Source organism: Simplicispira sedimenti, assembly GCF_022760965.1.
GTDB classification, from domain to species: domain Bacteria; phylum Pseudomonadota; class Gammaproteobacteria; order Burkholderiales; family Burkholderiaceae_C; genus Simplicispira; species Simplicispira sedimenti.
The window spans coordinates 267,761-287,312 of sequence record NZ_JAKVIJ010000001.1; the positions used below are offsets into that span (position 1 = coordinate 267,761).

General features: G+C 66.3%; 19 protein-coding genes. 9 read left to right on the forward strand and 10 right to left on the reverse strand.

The genetic code is table 11. The features are described 5' to 3' along the window. Positions 1-31 precede the first annotated feature (31 nt). The 4 genes from ubiT (at position 32) to ubiD (ending at position 3,172) form a co-directional block, all read left to right on the forward strand. The gene (gene ubiT / locus MJ602_RS01215) at positions 32-574 is read left to right on the forward strand and encodes a ubiquinone anaerobic biosynthesis accessory factor UbiT (RefSeq protein ID WP_162017924.1); all 543 of its coding nucleotides are present in this window, start codon (positions 32-34) and stop codon (positions 572-574) included. Further along, entirely contained in the window at positions 571-990 is a 420-nt protein-coding gene (locus tag MJ602_RS01220; protein WP_162017923.1) for a putative zinc-binding protein, read from the forward strand. The genes ubiT and MJ602_RS01220 overlap by 4 nt, the downstream gene beginning before the upstream one ends. After that, complete coding sequence (locus tag MJ602_RS01225) at positions 987-1,601, forward strand: UbiX family flavin prenyltransferase (RefSeq protein WP_243019065.1); 615 nt, start codon at positions 987-989, stop codon at positions 1,599-1,601. Before MJ602_RS01220 ends, MJ602_RS01225 begins: the two co-directional genes overlap by 4 nt. Before the next feature lie 86 nt (positions 1,602-1,687). After that, on the forward strand, positions 1,688-3,172 hold the full coding sequence (ubiD, locus tag MJ602_RS01230) for a 4-hydroxy-3-polyprenylbenzoate decarboxylase (protein WP_243019066.1): 1,485 nt from the start codon (positions 1,688-1,690) through the stop codon (positions 3,170-3,172). A gap of 61 nt (positions 3,173-3,233) precedes the next feature. On the opposite strand, the gene MJ602_RS01235 is transcribed toward ubiD, so the two are convergent. The 9 genes from MJ602_RS01235 to MJ602_RS01275 all read right to left on the reverse strand — a co-directional run bounded on the left by MJ602_RS01235 (position 3,234) and on the right by MJ602_RS01275 (position 12,925). Next, complete coding sequence (locus tag MJ602_RS01235; RefSeq protein ID WP_243019067.1) at positions 3,234-5,159, reverse strand: 2Fe-2S iron-sulfur cluster-binding protein; 1,926 nt, start codon at positions 5,157-5,159, stop codon at positions 3,234-3,236. A gap of 13 nt (positions 5,160-5,172) precedes the next feature. Next, entirely contained in the window at positions 5,173-6,612 is a 1,440-nt protein-coding gene (locus MJ602_RS01240) for a cbb3-type cytochrome c oxidase subunit I (RefSeq protein ID WP_243019068.1), read from the reverse strand. Continuing rightward, positions 6,609-7,112 carry a hypothetical protein gene (locus MJ602_RS01245; protein ID WP_162017918.1) on the reverse strand — a complete coding sequence of 168 codons (504 nt, stop codon included), beginning with the start codon at positions 7,110-7,112 and terminating at the stop codon, positions 6,609-6,611. The genes MJ602_RS01240 and MJ602_RS01245 overlap by 4 nt, the downstream gene beginning before the upstream one ends. Then, positions 7,109-8,698, reverse strand: a complete 1,590-nt coding sequence (locus MJ602_RS01250; protein ID WP_243019069.1) for a hydrogenase iron-sulfur subunit — start codon at positions 8,696-8,698, stop codon at positions 7,109-7,111. Before MJ602_RS01250 ends, MJ602_RS01245 begins: the two co-directional genes overlap by 4 nt. Before the next feature lie 14 nt (positions 8,699-8,712). Continuing rightward, positions 8,713-9,510 carry an SCO family protein gene (locus MJ602_RS01255; protein ID WP_242455496.1) on the reverse strand — a complete coding sequence of 266 codons (798 nt, stop codon included), beginning with the start codon at positions 9,508-9,510 and terminating at the stop codon, positions 8,713-8,715. A 76-nt stretch (positions 9,511-9,586) separates the two neighbouring features. Then, the gene (gene cyoE, locus MJ602_RS01260; protein ID WP_243019070.1) at positions 9,587-10,486 is read right to left on the reverse strand and encodes a heme o synthase; all 900 of its coding nucleotides are present in this window, start codon (positions 10,484-10,486) and stop codon (positions 9,587-9,589) included. A gap of 16 nt (positions 10,487-10,502) precedes the next feature. Continuing rightward, the gene (locus tag MJ602_RS01265) at positions 10,503-12,203 is read right to left on the reverse strand and encodes a cbb3-type cytochrome c oxidase subunit I (RefSeq protein ID WP_243019071.1); all 1,701 of its coding nucleotides are present in this window, start codon (positions 12,201-12,203) and stop codon (positions 10,503-10,505) included. A gap of 13 nt (positions 12,204-12,216) precedes the next feature. Further along, on the reverse strand, positions 12,217-12,756 hold the full coding sequence (locus MJ602_RS01270) for a cupredoxin domain-containing protein (protein WP_243019072.1): 540 nt from the start codon (positions 12,754-12,756) through the stop codon (positions 12,217-12,219). Positions 12,757-12,769: 13 nt separating this feature from the next. Further along, entirely contained in the window at positions 12,770-12,925 is a 156-nt protein-coding gene (locus MJ602_RS01275; protein WP_197905039.1) for a hypothetical protein, read from the reverse strand. A 251-nt stretch (positions 12,926-13,176) separates the two neighbouring features. Between MJ602_RS01275 and MJ602_RS01280 the strand changes: the two genes are divergently transcribed. From MJ602_RS01280 to MJ602_RS01300, 5 genes are all read left to right on the forward strand, one after another. Further along, positions 13,177-14,148 (forward strand): COX15/CtaA family protein, encoded by a 972-nt coding sequence (locus tag MJ602_RS01280; RefSeq protein ID WP_243019073.1) that lies wholly within the window; start codon positions 13,177-13,179, stop codon positions 14,146-14,148. Between the two features lie 62 nt (positions 14,149-14,210). After that, on the forward strand, positions 14,211-15,512 hold the full coding sequence (locus MJ602_RS01285) for an acyl-CoA dehydrogenase family protein (protein ID WP_243019074.1): 1,302 nt from the start codon (positions 14,211-14,213) through the stop codon (positions 15,510-15,512). A 93-nt stretch (positions 15,513-15,605) separates the two neighbouring features. Further along, positions 15,606-16,046 carry an acyl-CoA thioesterase gene (locus MJ602_RS01290; RefSeq protein WP_162017911.1) on the forward strand — a complete coding sequence of 147 codons (441 nt, stop codon included), beginning with the start codon at positions 15,606-15,608 and terminating at the stop codon, positions 16,044-16,046. A gap of 81 nt (positions 16,047-16,127) precedes the next feature. Beyond that, complete coding sequence (locus MJ602_RS01295) at positions 16,128-17,462, forward strand: D-serine ammonia-lyase (RefSeq protein WP_243019075.1); 1,335 nt, start codon at positions 16,128-16,130, stop codon at positions 17,460-17,462. Between the two features lie 23 nt (positions 17,463-17,485). Further along, entirely contained in the window at positions 17,486-18,613 is a 1,128-nt protein-coding gene (locus MJ602_RS01300) for an NAD(P)/FAD-dependent oxidoreductase (RefSeq protein ID WP_243019076.1), read from the forward strand. A gap of 102 nt (positions 18,614-18,715) precedes the next feature. Here MJ602_RS01300 and pyrF read toward each other — a convergent pair whose 3' ends face one another. Continuing rightward, entirely contained in the window at positions 18,716-19,546 is an 831-nt protein-coding gene (gene pyrF / locus MJ602_RS01305; protein WP_243019077.1) for an orotidine-5'-phosphate decarboxylase, read from the reverse strand. Positions 19,547-19,552: the final 6 nt, after the last annotated feature.

Below are 19,552 nucleotides of genomic sequence, written 5' to 3' on the forward strand. Positions count from 1 at the left end.
TGCACAAGACAAGCCCGCACTGGAGTCCCCCATGAACGCCCCGCACACGCCCCCCGCCCCCTTTGTCCTGCCGTCTGCCGTGGCGGCCCTCACCTCGCGCCTGCCCGCATTTCCGGGCTCGGTGCTGCTGGTCACCGCACTCAATGTGGGCCTGGCGCGCCAACTGCCGCGCGACGTGGGCGAGATGCTGCTGAACAAGCGCCTGCGCATCCATGTGCGCGACGCGGGCGTGACCTTCGACTACACCTGGACCGGCGGCGCCTTTGCCCCGCGTGCGCGCTTCGCCGAGACCGACCTGTGCATCAGTGCCAGCGCCCACGACTTCCTGCTGCTGGCCCAGCGCCAGCAAGACCCGGACACGCTGTTCTTCAGCCGCCGCCTCTCCATGGAAGGCGACACCGAACTGGGCCTGGTCGTCAAGAACACGCTGGACGCACTGGAACTGCCTGTGCTGGATCTGCAGCAATGGGGCCCGCGCCAGGTGCTCGCGCGCCTGGCCGCCCTGCGCCCTGGCATGCGCCCCAGCAACAGCAACCCCGGCGCTGGCCACGGTTTCCCAGGAGCACGGCCATGACAGACACGCGCGCTGCACTGCCCCTGGTCTATTCCTGCTCGGGCTGCTCCAGCGCCGCGCAGTTGGCCAACCATGTGGCGCTGCGGCTGGACCGCGCAGGCGTGGCCGAGATGTCGTGCATCGCGGGCGTGGGCGGCGACGTGCCCAGCCTGGTGCGCACGGCGCACTCGGGCCGCCCCATCATCGCGCTGGACGGCTGCCCACTCAACTGCGTGCAGGGTTGCCTCTCGCGCCACGGCATTCAAGCTGCGCGCCACTACCAATTGCAACAGTACGGCGTGAAAAAGCGCCGCCACGAAGACTTCGACCCCGCACAAGCCCAGCTTGTGCTGGACCAGGTGCAGGCCGACCTGGCAGCCCACCCGCTCACGGCGCACTCAGCGTCCGCCGAACCCGCCCCCCGGATGGCCGCATGAACGCTGCGGCCACGCCCCCCGCACCAGGGCAGGCGCCGCAACGCGTGGTCGTGGGCATCTCCGGCGCCAGTGGTGCGGTGTACGGTGTGCGCCTGCTGCAGGCGCTGCGCACCTGCCCTGGGGTGGAGTCGCACCTCGTCGTCTCGGACACCGGCTGGCGCACCCTGCGCCATGAAATGCACCTGGAGCCCGACGCCGTGCGCACCCTGGCGCATGTGGCGCACGACGCCGACAACGTGGGCGCCAGCATCGCCAGCGGCTCGTTCCAGTGCGCGGGCATGGTCATCGCCCCTTGCTCCATGCGCACCCTGGCGGCCGTGGCGCATGGCCTGGCCGACAGCCTGCTGACCCGCGCCGCCGACGTCATGCTCAAGGAGCGCCGCCGCCTGGTGCTGCTGGCGCGCGAAACACCGCTGCACCTGGGCCACCTGCGCAACATGGTCAGCGTGACCGAAATGGGCGCCATCGTCTGCCCCCCGGTGCCCGCGTTCTACCTGCACCCGCGCAGCGTGGACGACATCGTGGACCACACCGTCGCGCGCACGCTGGATCTGCTGGGCCTGGCCCATGGGCTGGGCGGGCGCTGGCAGGGGCTGGGCGCTGGCCACTGACACGGGCTGAACTGGGTTCTTTTTTTGCTATATTTTTTATAGCTGCTTGCGCAGTACTCATAAGCGCAAAAGCCACTTTTATCCAAATGCACTACCACGACCTGCGCGACTTCATCCAGCAGCTTGAACAGCGCGGCGAGCTGCGCCGTGTGCGCGAGCCGGTATCGCCCCACCTGGAGATGACGGCCCTGTGCGACCGCGTGCTGCGCGCGGGCGGCCCGGCCATGCTGTTCGAGAACCCCACGGGCCACCGCATGCCGGTGCTGGGCAACCTTTTCGGCACGCCCGAGCGCGTGGCGCGTGCCATGGGGGTGGAGAGCATCGCCGGGCTTCGGCCGTTTGGCGAGCTGCTGGCCTCGCTCAAGGAGCCCGAGGCGCCCAAGGGCTTCAAGGAGATGGTGGGCATGGGCAGCCTGCTCAAGACGCTGTGGAACATGGCGCCCAAGGAGCGCAGCAGCCCGCCGTGCCAGGAGGTGGTGTGGGAAGGTGCTGACGTGGACCTGGCGCGCCTGCCCATCCAGCACTGCTGGCCCGGCGACGTGGCGCCGCTGGTCACCTGGGGCCTGGTCATCACCCAGGGGCCGCACAAGGCGCGGCAGAACCTGGGCATCTACCGCCAGCAGGTGCTGGGGCGCAACAAGCTCATCATGCGCTGGCTGGCCCACCGGGGCGGCGCGCTCGACTTCCGCGACCACTGCGCCATGAACCCCGGCAAGCCCTACCCGGTGGCCGTGGCGCTGGGGGCCGACCCGGCAACCATCCTGGGCGCCGTGACGCCGGTGCCCGACGCTTTGAGCGAATACCAGTTTGCCGGCCTGCTGCGCGGCGCGCGCACCGAGGTGGCGCCCGCGCTGGGCGTGCCGTTGCGCGTGCCGGCCAGCGCCGAGATCGTGCTCGAAGGCCACATCCAGCCCGACGCCACACATGCCAGCGGCTGGGAGCATGCCCTCGAAGGGCCGTACGGCGACCACACGGGCTACTACAACGAGCAGGCCGAGTTCCCGGTGTTCACGGTGGACCGCATCACGCTGCGCAAGGACGCCATCTACCACTCCACCTACACCGGCAAGCCGCCCGACGAGCCCGCCGTGCTGGGCGTGGCACTCAACGAGCTGTTCGTTCCGTTGTTGCAACGCCAGTTTCCGGAAATCGTGGACTTCTACCTGCCGCCCGAGGGCTGCAGTTACCGCATGGCGCTGGTGCGCATCAGGAAGGCCTACCCCGGCCACGCGCGCCGCGTGATGATGGGCGTGTGGAGCCACCTGCGCCAGTTCATGTACACCAAGTTCATCGTGGTGGTGGACGAGGATGTGGACGTGCGCGACTGGAAGGAAGTCATCTGGGCCATGACGACCCGCATGGACCCCCAGCGCGACACCATGTTCATTGAGCACACGCCCATCGACTACCTCGACTTTGCTTCGCCCGTGAGCGGCCTGGGCAGCAAGATGGGACTGGACGCCACCAACAAATGGCCGGGTGAGACCCAGCGCGAGTGGGGCCGCACCATCACCATGGATGCCGATGTGACGGCGCGCATGGACGCGCTGTACGAATCTCTCGGCCTTTGACGAGGAATGAAAAAAGCGCCCGGCACCTTCGCGGTGCCGGGCGCTTTTGCTTTCGAGGCGCTCAGTGCTGCGCCGGGGTCTGGGCCGGTGCCGCCATCAGGAAGGCGTCGGAGAAGCAGGAGTTTTCGTCCAGCCCCTGCGCGATGAAGGCGGGCACGGCCGTCTCCACCATCTTGACGGAGCCGCACAGGTACACCTCGTGGCCGCTGAGGTCGGCAAAGTCGGCCAACATGGCTTCGTGCACCAGGCCGGTGCGGCCGGTCCAGGCGTCGCCCTCGCTGGCGTCGGACACCACGGGCACCACGGTGAAGTTGGCATGCTCGCGCTGCCATTGCTCGCAGCGCTCCAGCATGTAGAGGTCCTGCGGCTTGCGCGTGCCCCAGTACAGGCGCATGGGGCGCTGCACGCCGCGCGCAAAGGCGTCTTCGACAATGCTCTTGATGGGCGCAAAGCCCGTGGCCCCGGCGATGAAGAGGATGGGGTGCTGGCTTTCGCGCAGCGTGAAGCTGCCACGCGGGCCTTCAAAGCGCAGGGTGTCGCCCACCTTCATGCCCTGGAACACGTGGGTGGTGAAGCGTCCGCCAGGCACCAGGCGCACATGCAGCTCGATCTGGCGGCTCTCGCCCGGCCGGTTGGCGAACGAGAAGGCACGGCGTTGGCCGTCGTCGAGCAGGATGTCGATGTACTGGCCTGCACTGAAATCCAGCGTCTTGCCCTCGGGCAGTTGCAGCAGCACGCGCATCACATCCTCGGCCAGACGTTCCATCTGGGCCACGGTGGCGGTGTGCACGGTGGCTTCCTGGTGCTCGGCACCCGTGAAACCTTCGACATCAATGACCACGTCGCCCTTGGGAACGGCACAGCACATGAGTGCCTTGCCCTGGGCCTTTTGGGCGTCCGGCAGGGCGCTGCGCTGGTAGGGGCGCTGCTCGATGCTGCCTTGTTCGACACTGCAAATGCACAGGCCACAGCCGCCGTTGCGGCATTCGTAAGGCAGGGCCAGGCCCTGGCGCAGACCGGCGTCCAGAATGGTTTCGCCCTCGCGCACCTTGAATTCGGCGCTCGCACCGTCTGTGCCATGCACCACCACCTGGTGCGTGCGCTTGTCGCCGCGGCGGAACTGCGGCGGCCACCAGGGCAACAGGGACAGCAGCACCGAAGCACCCACCACCAGCGCCCACACGCGGCCCATGGGCCAGTCGGTGATCAGCGGGAACACGGCCAGGTAGAACCAGTCCAGCTCCACCTGGGTGACTGCCTGGGCCAGGTTGCTCACGCCCCCCTGGCTGTGCACCGGGGCCACCAGCGAGAGCACCAGAAAGGTCAGCAGCATGCCAATGACGATGGGGCGCGGCGGCGTGGTGCGTGCCTTGGGCACACGCTGCACGTGGATCCACATGATCATCAGCAAGACCAGCGGAATGCCCAGGTGCATGAAAGACAGCAGCGTGAAGAAGCGGTCGCCCACATGGTCGGAATACAGGAAGTTGCGCATCAGCGTGCCGTTGAAGATCGGCAGCCAATCCAGCCATTCAAAGCTGGTGACGGTGACGTATTGCGCCAGTTGGTCCCAGGGCAGCATGTAGCCATTGATGCCGGAGGCATAGACCATCCAGATCAGCATGACGCCCGTGACCCACGAGAACCAGCGGAAGCCGTGGTACAGGTTGAAGGCGAAGTAGCGCAGCATGTGCAGCACCATGGTCAGCACCATGGCATCCGAGGCATAGCGGTGCACGCTGCGCATGATGCCGCCGGCCCACCACTGGTTGTTGGTCAGGGCAATCACGGATGAGTAGGCCTCGGCGATCCCGGTCTCGAAGAACACGTAGAGGTACAGCCCGCTGGCGCCCACGATCCAGAACAGGAAGAAGGTGATGGCCCCCAGATGGTAGAAGGGGTTGATGCGGTCACCAAAGGCGGCGTTGAACAGGCCCTCGGCTTTGAGAAAAAGCCATTGCAGGAGGTTTTGGAAGAGTTTGATCATTGTTCGTGTTCCTTCAGCCGTGGGCGGCACCGGGTTGTGGCTGGCGGATGGTGCGGATCACCACCACCACAAACAACAGCCCGCCGATGATGGCGATGAGCCCGCCGAGGCCCATGAGGCCCATGCCCGCCACTTCGGCGGTGCTGCGCAGCACCTGGTCGGTGCCTGCCACCTTGCGTTGCACGCCGTAGCCGCCAGACCAGACCAGCCCGATGATGTGCATGAGCTGGCCGATGCCGTACATCCAGGGTTGCCAGGTGGCCATGCGGCCCTGCGGGGCCTGGTAGCCCATGGACGGCAGGATGCGATAGACCGCACCCATGAGCGCCAGCGTCACACCCACGATGCAGCCGTGGTAGTGCGCCGGGATGCGCACGTTGCTGCCCTGGATGAAAATGCCAATGACGCCACCCGCACCAAACAGCAGCACCGAGGACAGCAGCGCCGCACGCAGTGGGCGCATTTCAGCCGTCAGGTTGCGCAGCATCAGCACCCCCAGCACGGCGGCCATGCCCACCGGCACGATGGCCGGACCACCGCCCATGCGCATGGCCCAGGTAAGCAGGTTGCGGTGCTCCACCGATGCGACGTCGTGGGCCAGATAGGCATAGGGCGTCACAAAGACGCCCAGCAGCGCCAGCAGAAACATCAGCACCGTGACGCGCGGGCTCAGCACCAAATGGGCGCCGCAGGCACTGGCCAGCCAGAGCCACGCCACCAGCATCATCAAGGTCCAAGTGAACTGCAGCGCGTGTCCACCACCCCAGAACAGGATTTCGTAATACGCCTTTCCGTGCAAGGTGGTGGGCAGGACCGCCCAAGACCAGGCAAAGCACAGCAAGGCCACGGCCGTGGCCACCGCGGCAGAGCTCAGGCCGAAGTCCAGCGCGCCGCGCCCGTCGTACTGCAGGCCCAAGCGGGGCGCTGCCCACAGGCTGCGCAGCACCAGAACGGCAGTGCCCACGCCAAACACGACCAAGCCGACAAGGAACAGCGGAGATTCCAGCACCGGGATGTAGTTGGCCATGATGGGTTCGCCGGGCGCCAGAAAGGGTGCCAGCGCCATGGCCAGGGTGCCCGCTGCGGTGATCCACAACGCCACCCAGCCCGCCCCCTGGGCACGCTGGCTGCCATGCAGGCTCCACAGCAAACCGCCCATGGCCACAAACCACACCAGCACCGACAGGTCCACGTGCAGCACCAGCGAGATGTGGAAGAAATTGGCGGCCGGGAGCCACTGGTTCACGTAAGGCGTGCGTGACACGACCAACAGCACCGAGAACAGCCCGGAGCCGATCAGCGCGGCCATACCCAACCAGAGCCAGCCGCGGGCCAGCGCCAGACGGGCGTCCTGCGGGATGCTCAACTGGTAGTCCGCACCCGCGCGCACGGTGGGCAAGGGCGCCGTGGCCGCGCGCCGCCCACCTGACAAGGGAGAGGTTCCTGCGCTCATAGCAGCACGATGCCTCCCTTGTCGAGGTTGAAGTCGATCACCATGACCTGCGCGGGCTTGAGGATGACGGTCTCCTCACGCTGGTGGGTGAAGCCTTCCACGGCCTTGTTGTCCTTGAAGCGGACGGCGATGCGGTGCTCGCCAGCTGGCAGATCAAGCCGCTGGTACACGGTGGAAGCACCGTCGCGCGACAGGCCCGAAGGCGGCGAGGTGTGGCGCAGCACCGACTTGCCGTCGATGTCCACCTCGATACTGACCGGTGAACGCTCGCGCTCGCACTTTTGCGTCTGGCGCATATTCTTGGCCATCTTGGCCTGCTCTTCCGCGGTGAAGGGTCGGCAGTCGGCAATGCGCACACCATGGTGGATGAAGCTGACCTTGATCTGCGCCATGTCCGGCGGCAGGGGGTGGTACACAGGCCAGCGTGAAAACACCCCAAGTGCCACGGCAAAGCTGCCGTACAGCAGGGCCTGGCCGGTCCAGTTGAGTACGCGGTTCATCGGTTTTTCTCCTCAAGTTCAGGGGGGGCACAGGTATCGCATTGCCTGCGCAATTCGTCCACGGCAGCCGCCAGCGCTTGCTCGTCGCCGGGGTCGGTCCAGGCGGTGCGCCAGCGTTCGGCAGGTACCGAACTGCGCAGATGGGGCTCGCGCTCGCCGCTCAGGCGCTGGGCTGTCCAGCGCTGGCCCAGGCGGAATTCGCAGCTGCCTTCGCGGCAGCCGTTGATCAGCACACCGTCGGCGCCCGCACGCAGCGCGTACTCCACAAAGGAGGGCGGCAACATGCCAGCACAGATCAGCGGGAAATGCAGCACATCGGTGGCGTCAAGGTGGGTGCGCGTGCCCTGCTCGCATCCAAAGACCACCAGGCGACGGGGGCCTGGCATGGCACGCAGACGCTCCACCAGTTGCGCACGCAGGTCATTGACTGGCCATTGCGGCATGTCGATGCCGGTGACCAGCGTCTCGGCGCTGCGGAAGGGGGTGGACGACGGGCACGCGCCCGCGCAAATGCCGCACCCAGCGCACAGATCGGCATTCACCTCGGCCAGGCGCATGCCTCTGCGGCCATTGGGGTGCGGCACCATGGTGATGGCCGAGTAGGGGCAATCGTCAAAGCAGCGGGCACAACCGCTGCAGTGGTCGGGGTACACCACAGCCACAGGAGCGGGCGCAGGAGCGGGCAGGAAAGGGGGCACCGACAGCAGCACAAAGGCCAGCCCCAGCAGCGCCCACACCACCAGCGGTGAGGTGGCATCGATCAGTGGGTGGATGAAAAGAAGAATCCAGTCAATCGCCAGCGCCTGAGGCACGGAGCTCAGATCGGCAGGCCCCTGGCTGACCACCGGCGCCACGAAGGACAGCAGCAGCAAGGTGATAAAAGTCCCCCATGCCAATGCACGCGGCGGGAACACCCTGGCCAGGCTGATGCGCTGGATATGGAACCACAGGCCAAAGATCAGCAACAAGGGGACACCGATGTGGATGAACACAAACAGCGTGAACAAGCGGTCGCCCAGGCTCAGGCCGCCCAAGAAATTGCGCGCCAGGGGCGAAGCCAAAAAGGGCAAAGCGTCGAGCCACTCTGCCGTGGAAACCACCGAGTACTGTCCCAAGCGATCCCAGTTGAGCCAGAAGCCGCCCACGGCACAGACAAAGGCCAATGCCACCAGGGGCACACCGGTGATCCAGGGCACCTTGCGGAAATGCCGGTAGTGGCCCAACACCCATTCGCGCACGATGTGTGCGGCCATGACCACCACGAACGCATCGGCCGCATAGCGGTGCACACCGCGCAGTGCGGTGCCCAGCATCCAGGGGACCTCCGTCAGCGCCTCGATGGACCGGTAGGCCCCGGCGGCCGAGGTGTCGAGCACGATGTAGAGCACCGTGCCACTGACCACGAGCAACCACAGCAGCATGAACCCCAAAGCGCCCAGGTGCTTGAGGGGGTTGAGCGCCGGGCCGAACGGCTTGTCGAACGCGTGCTCCAAAGCCCGGTAGGTGGCTGCGAGGCGAGAAACCGGCGAAAGAGCGAGAGAGGTGCTGGCGCCTTCCGGGGAGAAGGCTGAACCGGGCAAGGACATGGAACTGGCGAGCGTCAGGCGCTGCGCACCCCCTTGTTGCGTGCACTCTTGCGATTGGAGCGCCACTCATTGAAGAAGAACATCAACATCAGGACGAAGAACATCACCCCACCGGCGATCTGGATAGGCAAGGTGTAGTCCACACGGTAGGTGCCCGTCTTGGGGTCGTACACAGTACAGACAACGCGCACCCGGTCCATCAGAGTCTCCAGCAACTCGTTCGATTGAACCGGTGTGCCCGCGATCAGCATCTTGAGGGGTTCGCCCAACTCGCCGGGAGCGACGATCTCGCCGTACACCTGCCGCACGATGCGTCCCTCGGCATCCACGATGGACACCTGCAAGACATGGTCAAAGCCTGCGGGGGAAGCGGCGTACACAAAACCAAAGTCCTCGGCCAGCTTGGGAACCAGCGCGGCCGGAGGACTCAGAAAATCCCAGTTGGGCTGGTTGATGCCGTACTGGGTGGCAAAGGACTTGAGGGCCTGTGGCGAATCGGCGGGCTGATTGAAGCCGATGCTCACCACGTTGAACATGTTGGGCCCCAGGCTCTTCTGGAGTCCGTCCACCGTTTCCTGCAGGGATTTGGTGGTGGTAGGGCACACCTGGAAACAGCCGGTGTAGATAAAGCTCACCAGCAGGGGTTTGCCCCGGAATGAGGAGAGGGACACAGGACGTCCCTCACGGTTGAGAAGAATGTGGTCGCCGATCGTGCGACCGATGGCAGCCTGGCTCGTGCGCAATGCCTGCTCACGATCCAGGCCCAGATCGGCCGTGTTGCCCTGCGGGCCCGATGCTGCGGCAGGCAACACCAAAGCCAGGCCCAACCCGCAGCACAGTGCGGCTTGGCGCAAGCAAGACAGGAAAGACCGACCCACAACCACTCCTTCAGCGCAGCATGGCGTCAACGCAGGCGGCCACCAACAGGAGGCTCAACTGCACCAACGATGCAAAGAAAGAACCCATGGCCGTGGCACGCACGGGATTGCGCGCCAGCAACCAGGATTTGTGCACAAAGTGCAGCCCACCGGCCAGGGCGCCAACGGCATACACCGGGCCGGCACCGTAGGCCAGGGGAAGCAGTGAGGCCACAAACAGCGCCACCGTACTGACAAACACGGTACGGGCCGCCCGCTCGGGGCCTACCACAACGGGAAGCATCGGCACGCCCGCCTGGGCGTAGTCATCGCGGTTGGCGATGGCCAGACTCCAGAAGTGCGGAGGTGTCCACAAGAAAAGCACCAGGGCCAGCAACCAGGGCAGCGGGCCCAGGGCTGGATCCACGGCGGCGGCACCCGCCAGCACGGCAAAACTCCCCGCAAGACCGCCAATGACGATGTTGAGAGAAGTGCGCCGCTTCAGCCACAGGGTGTAGACCACCCCATAGAAGAAGGCGCCGAGAAACACGTGGAGCGCCGCAACGCCATTGAGTGCGACCCAGGCCGCGCCCACGGCCCCTGCCAGCAGCACGGCCATCAGGACGAGCCAGGCAGGGTGGTGGGGCAGTGCGCCTGTGGCAAAGGCACGCTTGGCGGTGCGCGCCATGAGGCGGTCGCTCTCGTACTCGACATACTGGTTGAACGCCCCCGCGCTTGCCGACGCCAGGAGCACGGAGACGGCCAGAATCAGCACCTGCACGAAGCTGGGTGCCGGCCCTGGCGCGACCGCCATGCCCACAAGCGCGGTAATCATGATCAGCACACCGATGCGCAGCTTGAACAGGGAGACGACGTCGCGCGTCATCTGACCCATGCTGCGCCCGGCGGGCTTGAGCGTGGTGGTGTGCATCGCTCAGGGCTTCCGATCAGCTCAGACCCCACAACTGGCCGAGGTACTTCCAGTTGACGAAGTAGTACAACACGAAGGTAACCAGGAAGAACATGGCCAGCACGAAGGTGCCAGGCGCCACGAAACCAGCCGAACCATAGGTCTGGGCAGCGGCGGTGGGGGCGGCAGGCATCAGCGGGGTGAACTTGGGGCTCACCACACCGGCGTCGAGCTTCTTGCCGAAGAACACGGACATCACGGTCACGTACACAAAGATGGCGCCGCCAGCGATGGCAACGATACCGCTGATACCGACCAGACCCATCATCAGGTAGGCAGCGCCGGGCCATTCATAGGCCAGGGCGTGGCCGCTGAAAGCCATGTCCCAGTGGCGACGGGAGACGCCCAGGGTACCAGCGCCCATCATCACGAGGCAGAAGAAGTACATCGAGAAGCCGAACAGGTACGGCTGGATCTTGGCCAGACCAGGGGCAATCATCTCGCGCTGGAACAGCACGGGAATCAGGAAGTAGGTCAATGCCATGAAGGTCAGCGTGGTACCGATCACCACGGTGGCGTGGAAGTGGCCGGGCACGTAGATGGTGTTGTGGATCAGCAGGTTGAGCTGCTCGGTACCCATCATCACGCCGGTGATACCGCCCAGGAAGCCGAAGCCCACCAGCGCAATGAACACACCGGAGAAGGTCGGGTTGCCCCAGGGCGCCTTGCGCAGCCACTCAAACAGACCCTTGTTGTAGCCGCGCGCACGCTGGGCCACTTCCATGGCGCCAGGGATGGACAGGGCGTGGATCATGGATGCCAGCACAGCAAAGTACATGAAGTAGCTGGTGTTCACCACTTTCCACTCGGTACTGATGCCGGGGTCAGCAAGCAGGTGGTGGGCACTGGCGAGTTGCAGGAACAGGATGTACAGCAGGAAGGCGCCACGGCTGACGCGCTCGGACATGGGCTTGGCGCCAAAGGCGATGGCGGCCACGGCGTACCAGATCGAGATGTGGGCGGCCACGTTGATCTGCTGCGACGAGTGACCGAAGGCCCACCAGATGGTGCGGTAGATCAGGGGATCGACTTCATTGATCAGGCCGATGGACATCAGGAAGGTCGGGATCAGGATGATCGCGCCCGAGCTGATGGTGAACACGGCGATGATGGCTGCCGTGATGGCGCCAAAGGTCACCAGCGGCACCGAGCCTTGGTAGGTCTTTTCGCGCTTTGCGACGACCAGCGTGCCGAAGAACACGAAGCAGGCGATCAGCGCACCCACGGCGAACAGGATCAGGCCGAGATAGAACGACCAGTGCGCCATCATGGGCACATAGGAGGTCATCATCACGCTGGAACTGCCCTGGAACACCGACACGTTGTTCACGATGGCACCAATCAGCATGAGCGCGTAGGCGGCCCATGCAATCTTGGGTGTCGCCAATCGGCATCGCAAGAGGGTGGATGAGGCAAAGTACAGAACGGCGACTTCGAAGAAGATGATCCAGAAGATCAGCATGTCGATGCCGTGGGCCGTGAGCACCATGTAGAAGGTGTCGGCTGCCAGCCAGTGCACCGCGGGCCAGCGGGTCAGCACCACGCCGATGGCCAGCAGGCCCCCGACGAGCAGTGCCACCACGGCGGTGACGGCGTTGATTTTCATGAGCGCCTCGGCCTGCTTTTCAAACTGCAGGCCCGAGCGCGGGCAGGTACGGTAAGTGGTTTGTACGGTCATGGCTGTCCTCGCATTACTTCACGTACATACGACCCACCATCTCGTGGTGGCCAATGCCGCAATACTCGTTGCACACGATGGCGAAGGTGCCCGACTCGTTCGGCGTGACCTTGATCACGTGCTCGTAACCCGGCACCACTTGGATGTTGATGTTGGTCGGCTGCAGAGAGAAGCCATGGTTGTAGTCCATGGAGGTCAGGTGCAGCTTGTAGGTCTTGCCCTTTTCCAGTTCCAGGATGGGCCAGAAGTTCCACAGGCGCGCGATCATGTACACGTCGGTGCCTTCGGGCGGGGCCACCACGGGAATGTTCTGTTCGGTTTCCGTGCGAACGGTGTACTTGTCCACCATGGCCTGGGTGGCCGCGGAGAACTTGTCGGGCGTGGTCTTGTAGGTCTCGGTAGAGAGGTTTTGCTTACCGTAGATGTGCCAGAACACCATCATGAAGAACATGACCATGCACCAGACGAATGCGATGCCGATCCATACGGCTTCGAGGCGATCCAGGGGGTGTTTCCACCACAACCGCTCTGAGGGGGGAAGAATTGCGCTCATGGCTGCGTTCCTTTTACTTAGCGGCTGGGATGGTCAGGATGTCTATGACACCCCAAAGGTTGTAGACAATCATTGGAATCATCACGCCCAGGAACAGAAGCAGGAATGGGTTGTCCAGCAACTGTTGCATGAACGGAACTTTTTCGTTCTCATCGTCATGGTGGTTCATGGTCACTTCTCCTTGGTAAGCTTTTCAGCGGCTTACATTCTTGACCTTAACTGTCGGTCTAAACATGATCTGAATCAATACTTGGGGCATGGTAAACCGTAGGCGCGTCTGTAACAAGACGAAAAATCTGACCGCAAGTGTGTTTCATACACTTGAAATGTACATTTACGCTGGCTTTCGGTGTCCTGACGGTTTTCGATCGGCAAAGCGCATCACGCGTGACTTTTTCACCACATATCCCCAATAACCCTATGAGCACCATTGATATGAGCCTACCCCCTCCACCGCTTGCACGCCGTCGCCTGCTGTTGCAGCGCATGGCCTGGGTGTGCGCGGTCATGGTGCTGGCCATCACCAGCCTCAGCGCCTTTTTGCGTCTGAGCAAGTACGGTCTGGACTGCGATCCCTGGCCGCAGTGCTATGCCCAGGCACAGCAGGACTCCGCAGCAGGCCCTGCTGTCAATCAGCCATCGGGGGCCGAGGCCGCAGCGCGGCTGGCCCACCGGGTGATTGCATCGGCCGCCCTGCTGCTTGTTCTGGTGATGCTGATGACGGCACTGGCCTCACGGCCGGTCCTGTGGCCCGAAGGGCGTCTTACCCTCGGGCTGCTGGCGCTGGCGCTGTTTTTGGCCGTGCTGGGGCGCTGGACCGCCCAATCACAACTGCCTGCCGTGACGCTGGGCAACCTGTTGGGCGGCTTTGCCATGTTTGCCCTGAGCGTGCGCCTCGCGGGCGTCGCGGCAGCACCGATGGACCACGGCGTAGAGCGTGCGCCACTGGCGCGCTGGGCCTGGGCGGCGGGGCTGCTGCTGCTGGTGCAGGTCGCCTTGGGCGGCCAGGTGAGTGCCGCCCATGCGGGCTTGAGCTGCCCTGCGTGGGGCAGTTGCGATCTGAGCGCTGCCTCCTGGGAGGCCCTGAACCCTTGGGCGCTCCCGCCGGCCATGGCGCTGCCCACCCGCCCCGAAGGCGCCTGGGTGCACCTGCTGCACAGCGCTGGCGCCGTGCTGCTGACGGTCGTGCTGTGGCTGACGGCCTGGCGAGCCTGGCGGCTGGGACAGCGCGGTACCGCCGCTTGGCTGATCGGTCTGCCTGCTGCCCTGGGCTTCCTGGGCCTGGCTCTGGTCGCCTGGGAGCTGCCGCTGGCCCTGGTGCTGACGCACAACACCGGCTCGGCCCTGCTGCTGGCCCTGCTGTGGGGACTGACCGTGCCACGCAAGGCGTGACAGGGAGACGATCCCTGTCACCTGCGTTGTGACAGTGCGGGCGCCTTCTTTCAGAATGCGCCATGGACTTTGCCCCTTCTGCCCGGGCCCAGGCGCTGCGCGAGCGCATGGATGCCTTTGTCGAGCGCTACCTGCTGCCCCACAACCCGGCCTGGCACCGCGCGGTGCAGGAGGGTGCGTATCCGCCGCCCTTCATGGAAGACCTCAAGGCCCTGGCGCGCGAGGAGGGCCTGTGGAACCTGTTCCTGCCCGGCCTGCGCGATGACGAACCAGGCACGCGCCTGTCGCACCTGGAATATGCACCGCTGGCCGAATCCATGGGCCGCCTGCCCTGGGCGGCCGAGGTGTTCAACTGCAGCGCGCCCGACACCGGCAACATGGAGCTGCTGCACCGTTTTGCCAGCCCGGCACAGCGCCAGCAATGGCTGGAGCCGCTGCTGCAGGGCCACACCCGCTCGGCCTTTGCGATGTCAGAGCCCGACGTGGCCTCGTCCGACCCCACCAACCTGCAGACCACCGTGCGGCGCGAGGGCGACACGCTGGTGGTGCAGGGGCGCAAATGGTTCATCACAGGCGCGGCGCACCCGCATTGTCGGCTGCTGATCGTGCTGTGCCGCAATGCCGATGACGAGGGCAGCGGCGAGCCCATGCCGGACTCTCACCACCAGCACAGCATGGTTCTGGTGCCGCTGGATGCCCCCGGCGTGCAGGTGCTGCGCAACATCAGCGTACTGCACCAGCACACGCCCGAAGGGCACTGCGAGATCCTGCTGCACCAGGTGCGTGTGCCCGCCAGCCACCTGCTGGGCGACTGGGGCGCAGGCTTTGCCATGGCCCAGGCCCGGCTGGGACCGGGGCGCGTGCACCACTGCATGCGCAGCATTGGCCAGTGTGAACTGGCCCTGCAACTGGCGGCTGAGCGCACCTTGGAGCGGCGCACCTTTGGCAAATACCTGAGCGAGCAGTCCAACGTGCAGGACTGGCTGGCGCAAGCGCGCATCGCCATCGACCAGGCCCGCCTGCTGGTGCTGCAAACTGCCTGGATGCTGGACCAGGGCGATGCCCTGCCTGCGGCGCAGGTACGTGCCCAGGTGGCGGCCATCAAGGTGGTGGCTGCGCAGCTCCAAAGCAACGTGCTGGACCGCGCCATCCAGGTGTTTGGTGCCATGGGCCTGTCGCCCGACACCCCGCTGGCCCAGTTCTGGACCTGGGGCCGGGCGCTGCATTTCATGGACGGCCCCGATGAAGTCCACCTGCGCAGTGTGGCGCGCCACGAGCTGGCCCAGGCCCGCAGCCGCATGGGCGCCAGCAGCGCATGGTTCACCACCCCGGAGCAACTTCTGGCACCACCACGCATCCGCTAAGAGCCTGTTGACGATCTTTGCAGGGGGTACGCAAGGCTTGCGGAATAATGATCCGCAGCAGCAACTCTGGGGCCAAGGGCGCCTCCCTTCACCATGCATTCACTGACCTTGCGTTTTCTGGCATCCCACAGCGCGGGCCTGCACGTGGGCACACGCATCAACGGCGGCAGCGTGCTGCACTGGGTGGACGAAGCGGGCCTGGCCTGCGCCACCGGCTGGGCCAAGGGGCATTGCGTGACGGCACTGATCAGCGGGGCACGCTTTGAACGCCCGGTGTTCGCAGGCGACCTCATCGAAGTGCAGGCCCGCCTGGCCTACACCGGCAAGACCAGCATGGGCATCGCCGTGGAGGTGTACCGCACCCGCCTGCCCGGCGACACGCTGGAACAGGTGCTGCAGTGCGCCTGTGTGTACGTGGCGGTCGATGACGCCAACCGCCCGCGCAACGTGGACACCTGGAACCCCGAGACCCCGGGCGACATGGCCCTGGCAGAGCAGGTACGCATCCACGTACAGAACGCGCGCGCAGCGTAGTTCAAGGTCAAAACAGCCCCTGGCGCCCTTTTGATAAGCGCCAGTAGCTATTATTTTTATAGCAATCAACATCTCTCTGGCATGCAACCCGCCGACCCCACCCTGCTCCAAGACCGCCTGCGTGCCGCCCAGCCCTGCCTGTGGACCAACCCGGGCCGCGTTCCCGAGGTGCAGCCCCGGCTGTCGGTAGGCACCGGCACGGTGGGCGTGGAGGACATGCAGGCGGCCGTGGCACGCTTTGGCCGCTTCGCCCCCCTGCTGGCGGAGCTGTTCCCTCAGGAACTGCAGGCCAGCGGCGGCGTGATCGAGTCCCCGCTGGTGCCCGCGCCCGCACTGGGCCAGGCCCTGGGGCTGGGCGCCGCCGAAGGCGCCCTGTGGGTGAAGTGCGACCACCTCCTGCCCGTGGCCGGCTCGATCAAGGCGCGCGGCGGCATCCACGAGGTGCTCGAATTCGCTGAAACATTGGCGCTGGAGCATGGCCTGGTGGCGCCGGGCGGCGACTACCGCCAGCTTGCCTCGCCCGAGGCGCGCGCGCTGCTGGGCCGCTACCAGGTGGCCGTGGGCTCCACGGGCAACCTGGGCCTGTCCATCGGCGTGGCGGCGTCCGCGCTGGGCTTTCGCGCCGCCGTGCACATGTCGGCGGATGCCAAGGCATGGAAGAAGGAGCGCTTGTGCCGGCGCGGCGTGGAGGTGGTGGAGCACGCGGGCGACTACGAGCAGGCCGTGGCCGCCGGCCGCGCCCAGGCCGCGAGCGACCCGTTCTGTCACTTCGTCGATGACGAGCGCTCGCTCTCGCTGCTGCAGGGCTACAGCGCCGCGGCCCCCGCGCTGCAACGCCAACTGGAGGCTGCGGGCATCACCGTGGACGCCACGCACCCGCTGTTCGTCTATCTGCCCTGCGGCGTGGGCGGCGCACCGGCCGGCATCACCTTCGGCCTGCGCCAGGTGCTGGGGCCGCAGGTGCACTGTTTCTTTGCCGAGCCAGTGCAGTCGCCTTGTTTCCTGGCGCAGATGCTGGCCGGGCCGCACGACCACCCCAGCGTGTACGACTGGGGCCTGACCAACCAGACCGAGGCCGACGGCCTGGCCGTGCCGCGCGCCTCGCTGCTGGCCGCCAGCCTGATGCACCCGCTGCTCTCGGGCGTCTACACCGTGCAGGACGCCACGCTGTTCCAGCACCTGGCGTGGGCGCACGATGCCGAGGGGCTGCGTATCGAGCCCTCGGCGGCGGCCGGCTTCTCGGGCCCAGCCATGCTCACCGGCACACCCGAGGGCCGCGCCTGGCTGCGCGCGCAGGGCCTGGAGGCGCACCTGCCGCGCGCCACGCACCTGGCCTGGACCACCGGCGGGCTGTTCGTGCCCGAGGCCGAATACCATCAGTTTTTGCAACGCGGGCGCGGCGCCACAAGCGCCTAGCCCGCCCCCTCAGGAGTCCCACCATGGAAACCTTGGATTTCGCCGTCATCGGCGCGGGCATCGCCGGCGCCAGCGTGGCCTGGGAGCTGGCCCAGAACGCCCGCGTGCTGCTGCTGGAGCGCGAGGCGCAGCCCGGCTACCACACCACCGGGCGCTCGGCCGCGCTCTACATGGAGACCTACGGCACGCCGCGCATCCGCGCGCTCACGCGCGCCAGCCGGGCCTTTCTCGACCAGCCGCCGCCGGGTTTTGCCGACAGCCCCATCCTCTCGCCGCGCGGCGTGCTCTACATCGCCGGGCCGGACCAGATGGACCTGCTGGAGGCCGCCTGGCAGGAGCTGCACACGCATTCGCCCAGCCTGCGGCGCCTGAGCCCTGCTGAATTGGTCGAACGCGCGCCCTGCCTGCGGCTGGAGGCGCTGGGCGGCGGCCTCGCCGAATCGGGCGCGGCCGACATCGACGTGAACGGCCTGCACCAGGGCTACCTGCACGGCCTGAGAAAGCAGGGCGGCACGGTGCGCATGAACGCCGAGGTCACGGCGCTGTCGCGCGCGGACGGCGTATGGACCGTGCAGCTGCAGGACGGCAGCAGCGTGCAGACGCGCACCGTGGTCAACGCCGCCGGCGCCTGGGCCGACGTGGTGGGCCAGCTGGCCGGCGCCGCGCCCATCGGTCTGACGCCGTGCCGGCGCACGGCCTTCACCTTCCCCGCGCCCGAGGGGCTGGACCTGCCCAGCCTGCCGGCCATCATTGCCGTGGACGAGAGCTTCTATATCAAGCCCGACGCGCGCCAGCTGCTGGGCTCGCCCGCCAATGCCGACCCCATGTACCCGCACGACGTGGTGCCCGAGGAGATCGACGTGGCCACGGGCATCTGGCACATCGAGCAGATGACCACGTTCCAGATCCGCCGCCCCTCGCACACCTGGGCCGGGCTGCGCTCCTTCGTGAGCGACGGCGACATGGTGATCGGCTGGGACGGCCAGGTCGATGGCCTGTTCTGGGTGGCCGCGCAGGGCGGCTACGGCATCCAGAGCGCGCCGGGCTACGCGCTGCTCGCGCGCAACCTGCTGCTCGGCGAGCCGCTTGACGCGTCGCTGGTGGCCGAAGGCGTGGATGCCGAGGGGCTGTCGCCCCGGCGCTTGCGCTAGCAAATCAGGAGCTGCTTGCGCTGATTGGTATTGATTTTCAGCATGAAATAATGCTGAAAATCAATATCCGCGCGCGCTGCCAGCTCCTGTTTTTGATGAATCTCAGGGTAAGGGGATCGCCGCCTGCAGCAGGTTGCGCGTGCGCTGCGCCTCGTGGCGCGCGGCGGTGGCGAAGTCCGCGCCGTTGCTGGCATAGAGGATGGCGCGCGAGGAGTTGACGATGATCGGCCCGTCCTGCCGCCAGCCCGCGCGCACCGTGGCGGCGGCGTCGCCGCCCTGGGCGCCCACGCCAGGGATCAGCAGCGGCACCTGCGGCGCGATGGCGCGCACGCGCTCGATTTCGGCCGGGTAAGTGGCGCCCACGACGAGGCCGAGCTGGCCGTTCTTGTTCCACGGCCCCTGCGCCAGGCGCGCGATGTGCTCGTACAGCAGCGGCTGGCCGTCCACGCTGGCCAGGCGCTGGTTCTGGAAGTCGTCGCCGCCGGGGTTGGAGGTGCGGCACAGCAGGAAGGCGCCCTTGCCGGGGTAGCGCAGGTAGGGCTCGACCGAATCGAAGCCCATGAAGGGCGAGAGCGTGACCGCGTCGGCGCCGTAGCGCTCGAAGGCCTCGCGCGCGTACTGCTCGGCGGTGGAGCCGATGTCGCCGCGCTTGGCGTCCAGGATCACCGGCACGCGCGGCGCGTTGGCGCGCATGTGCTGCATCAGGCGTTCCAGCTGGTCCTCCGCGCCGTGCGCGGCGAAGTAGGCGATCTGCGGCTTGAAGGCGCACACCAGGTCGGCCGTGGCGTCCACGATGGCGGCGCAGAAGTCGTAGATCTTGTGCGGGTCGCCCTGCATGCCCGCAGGAAACCGCGTGGGTTCGGGGTCCAGGCCCACGCACAGCATGGAGTTGTTCTGCGTGGCCGCGTCGCGCAGCATGTCGAGGAAGGTCATGGGGCG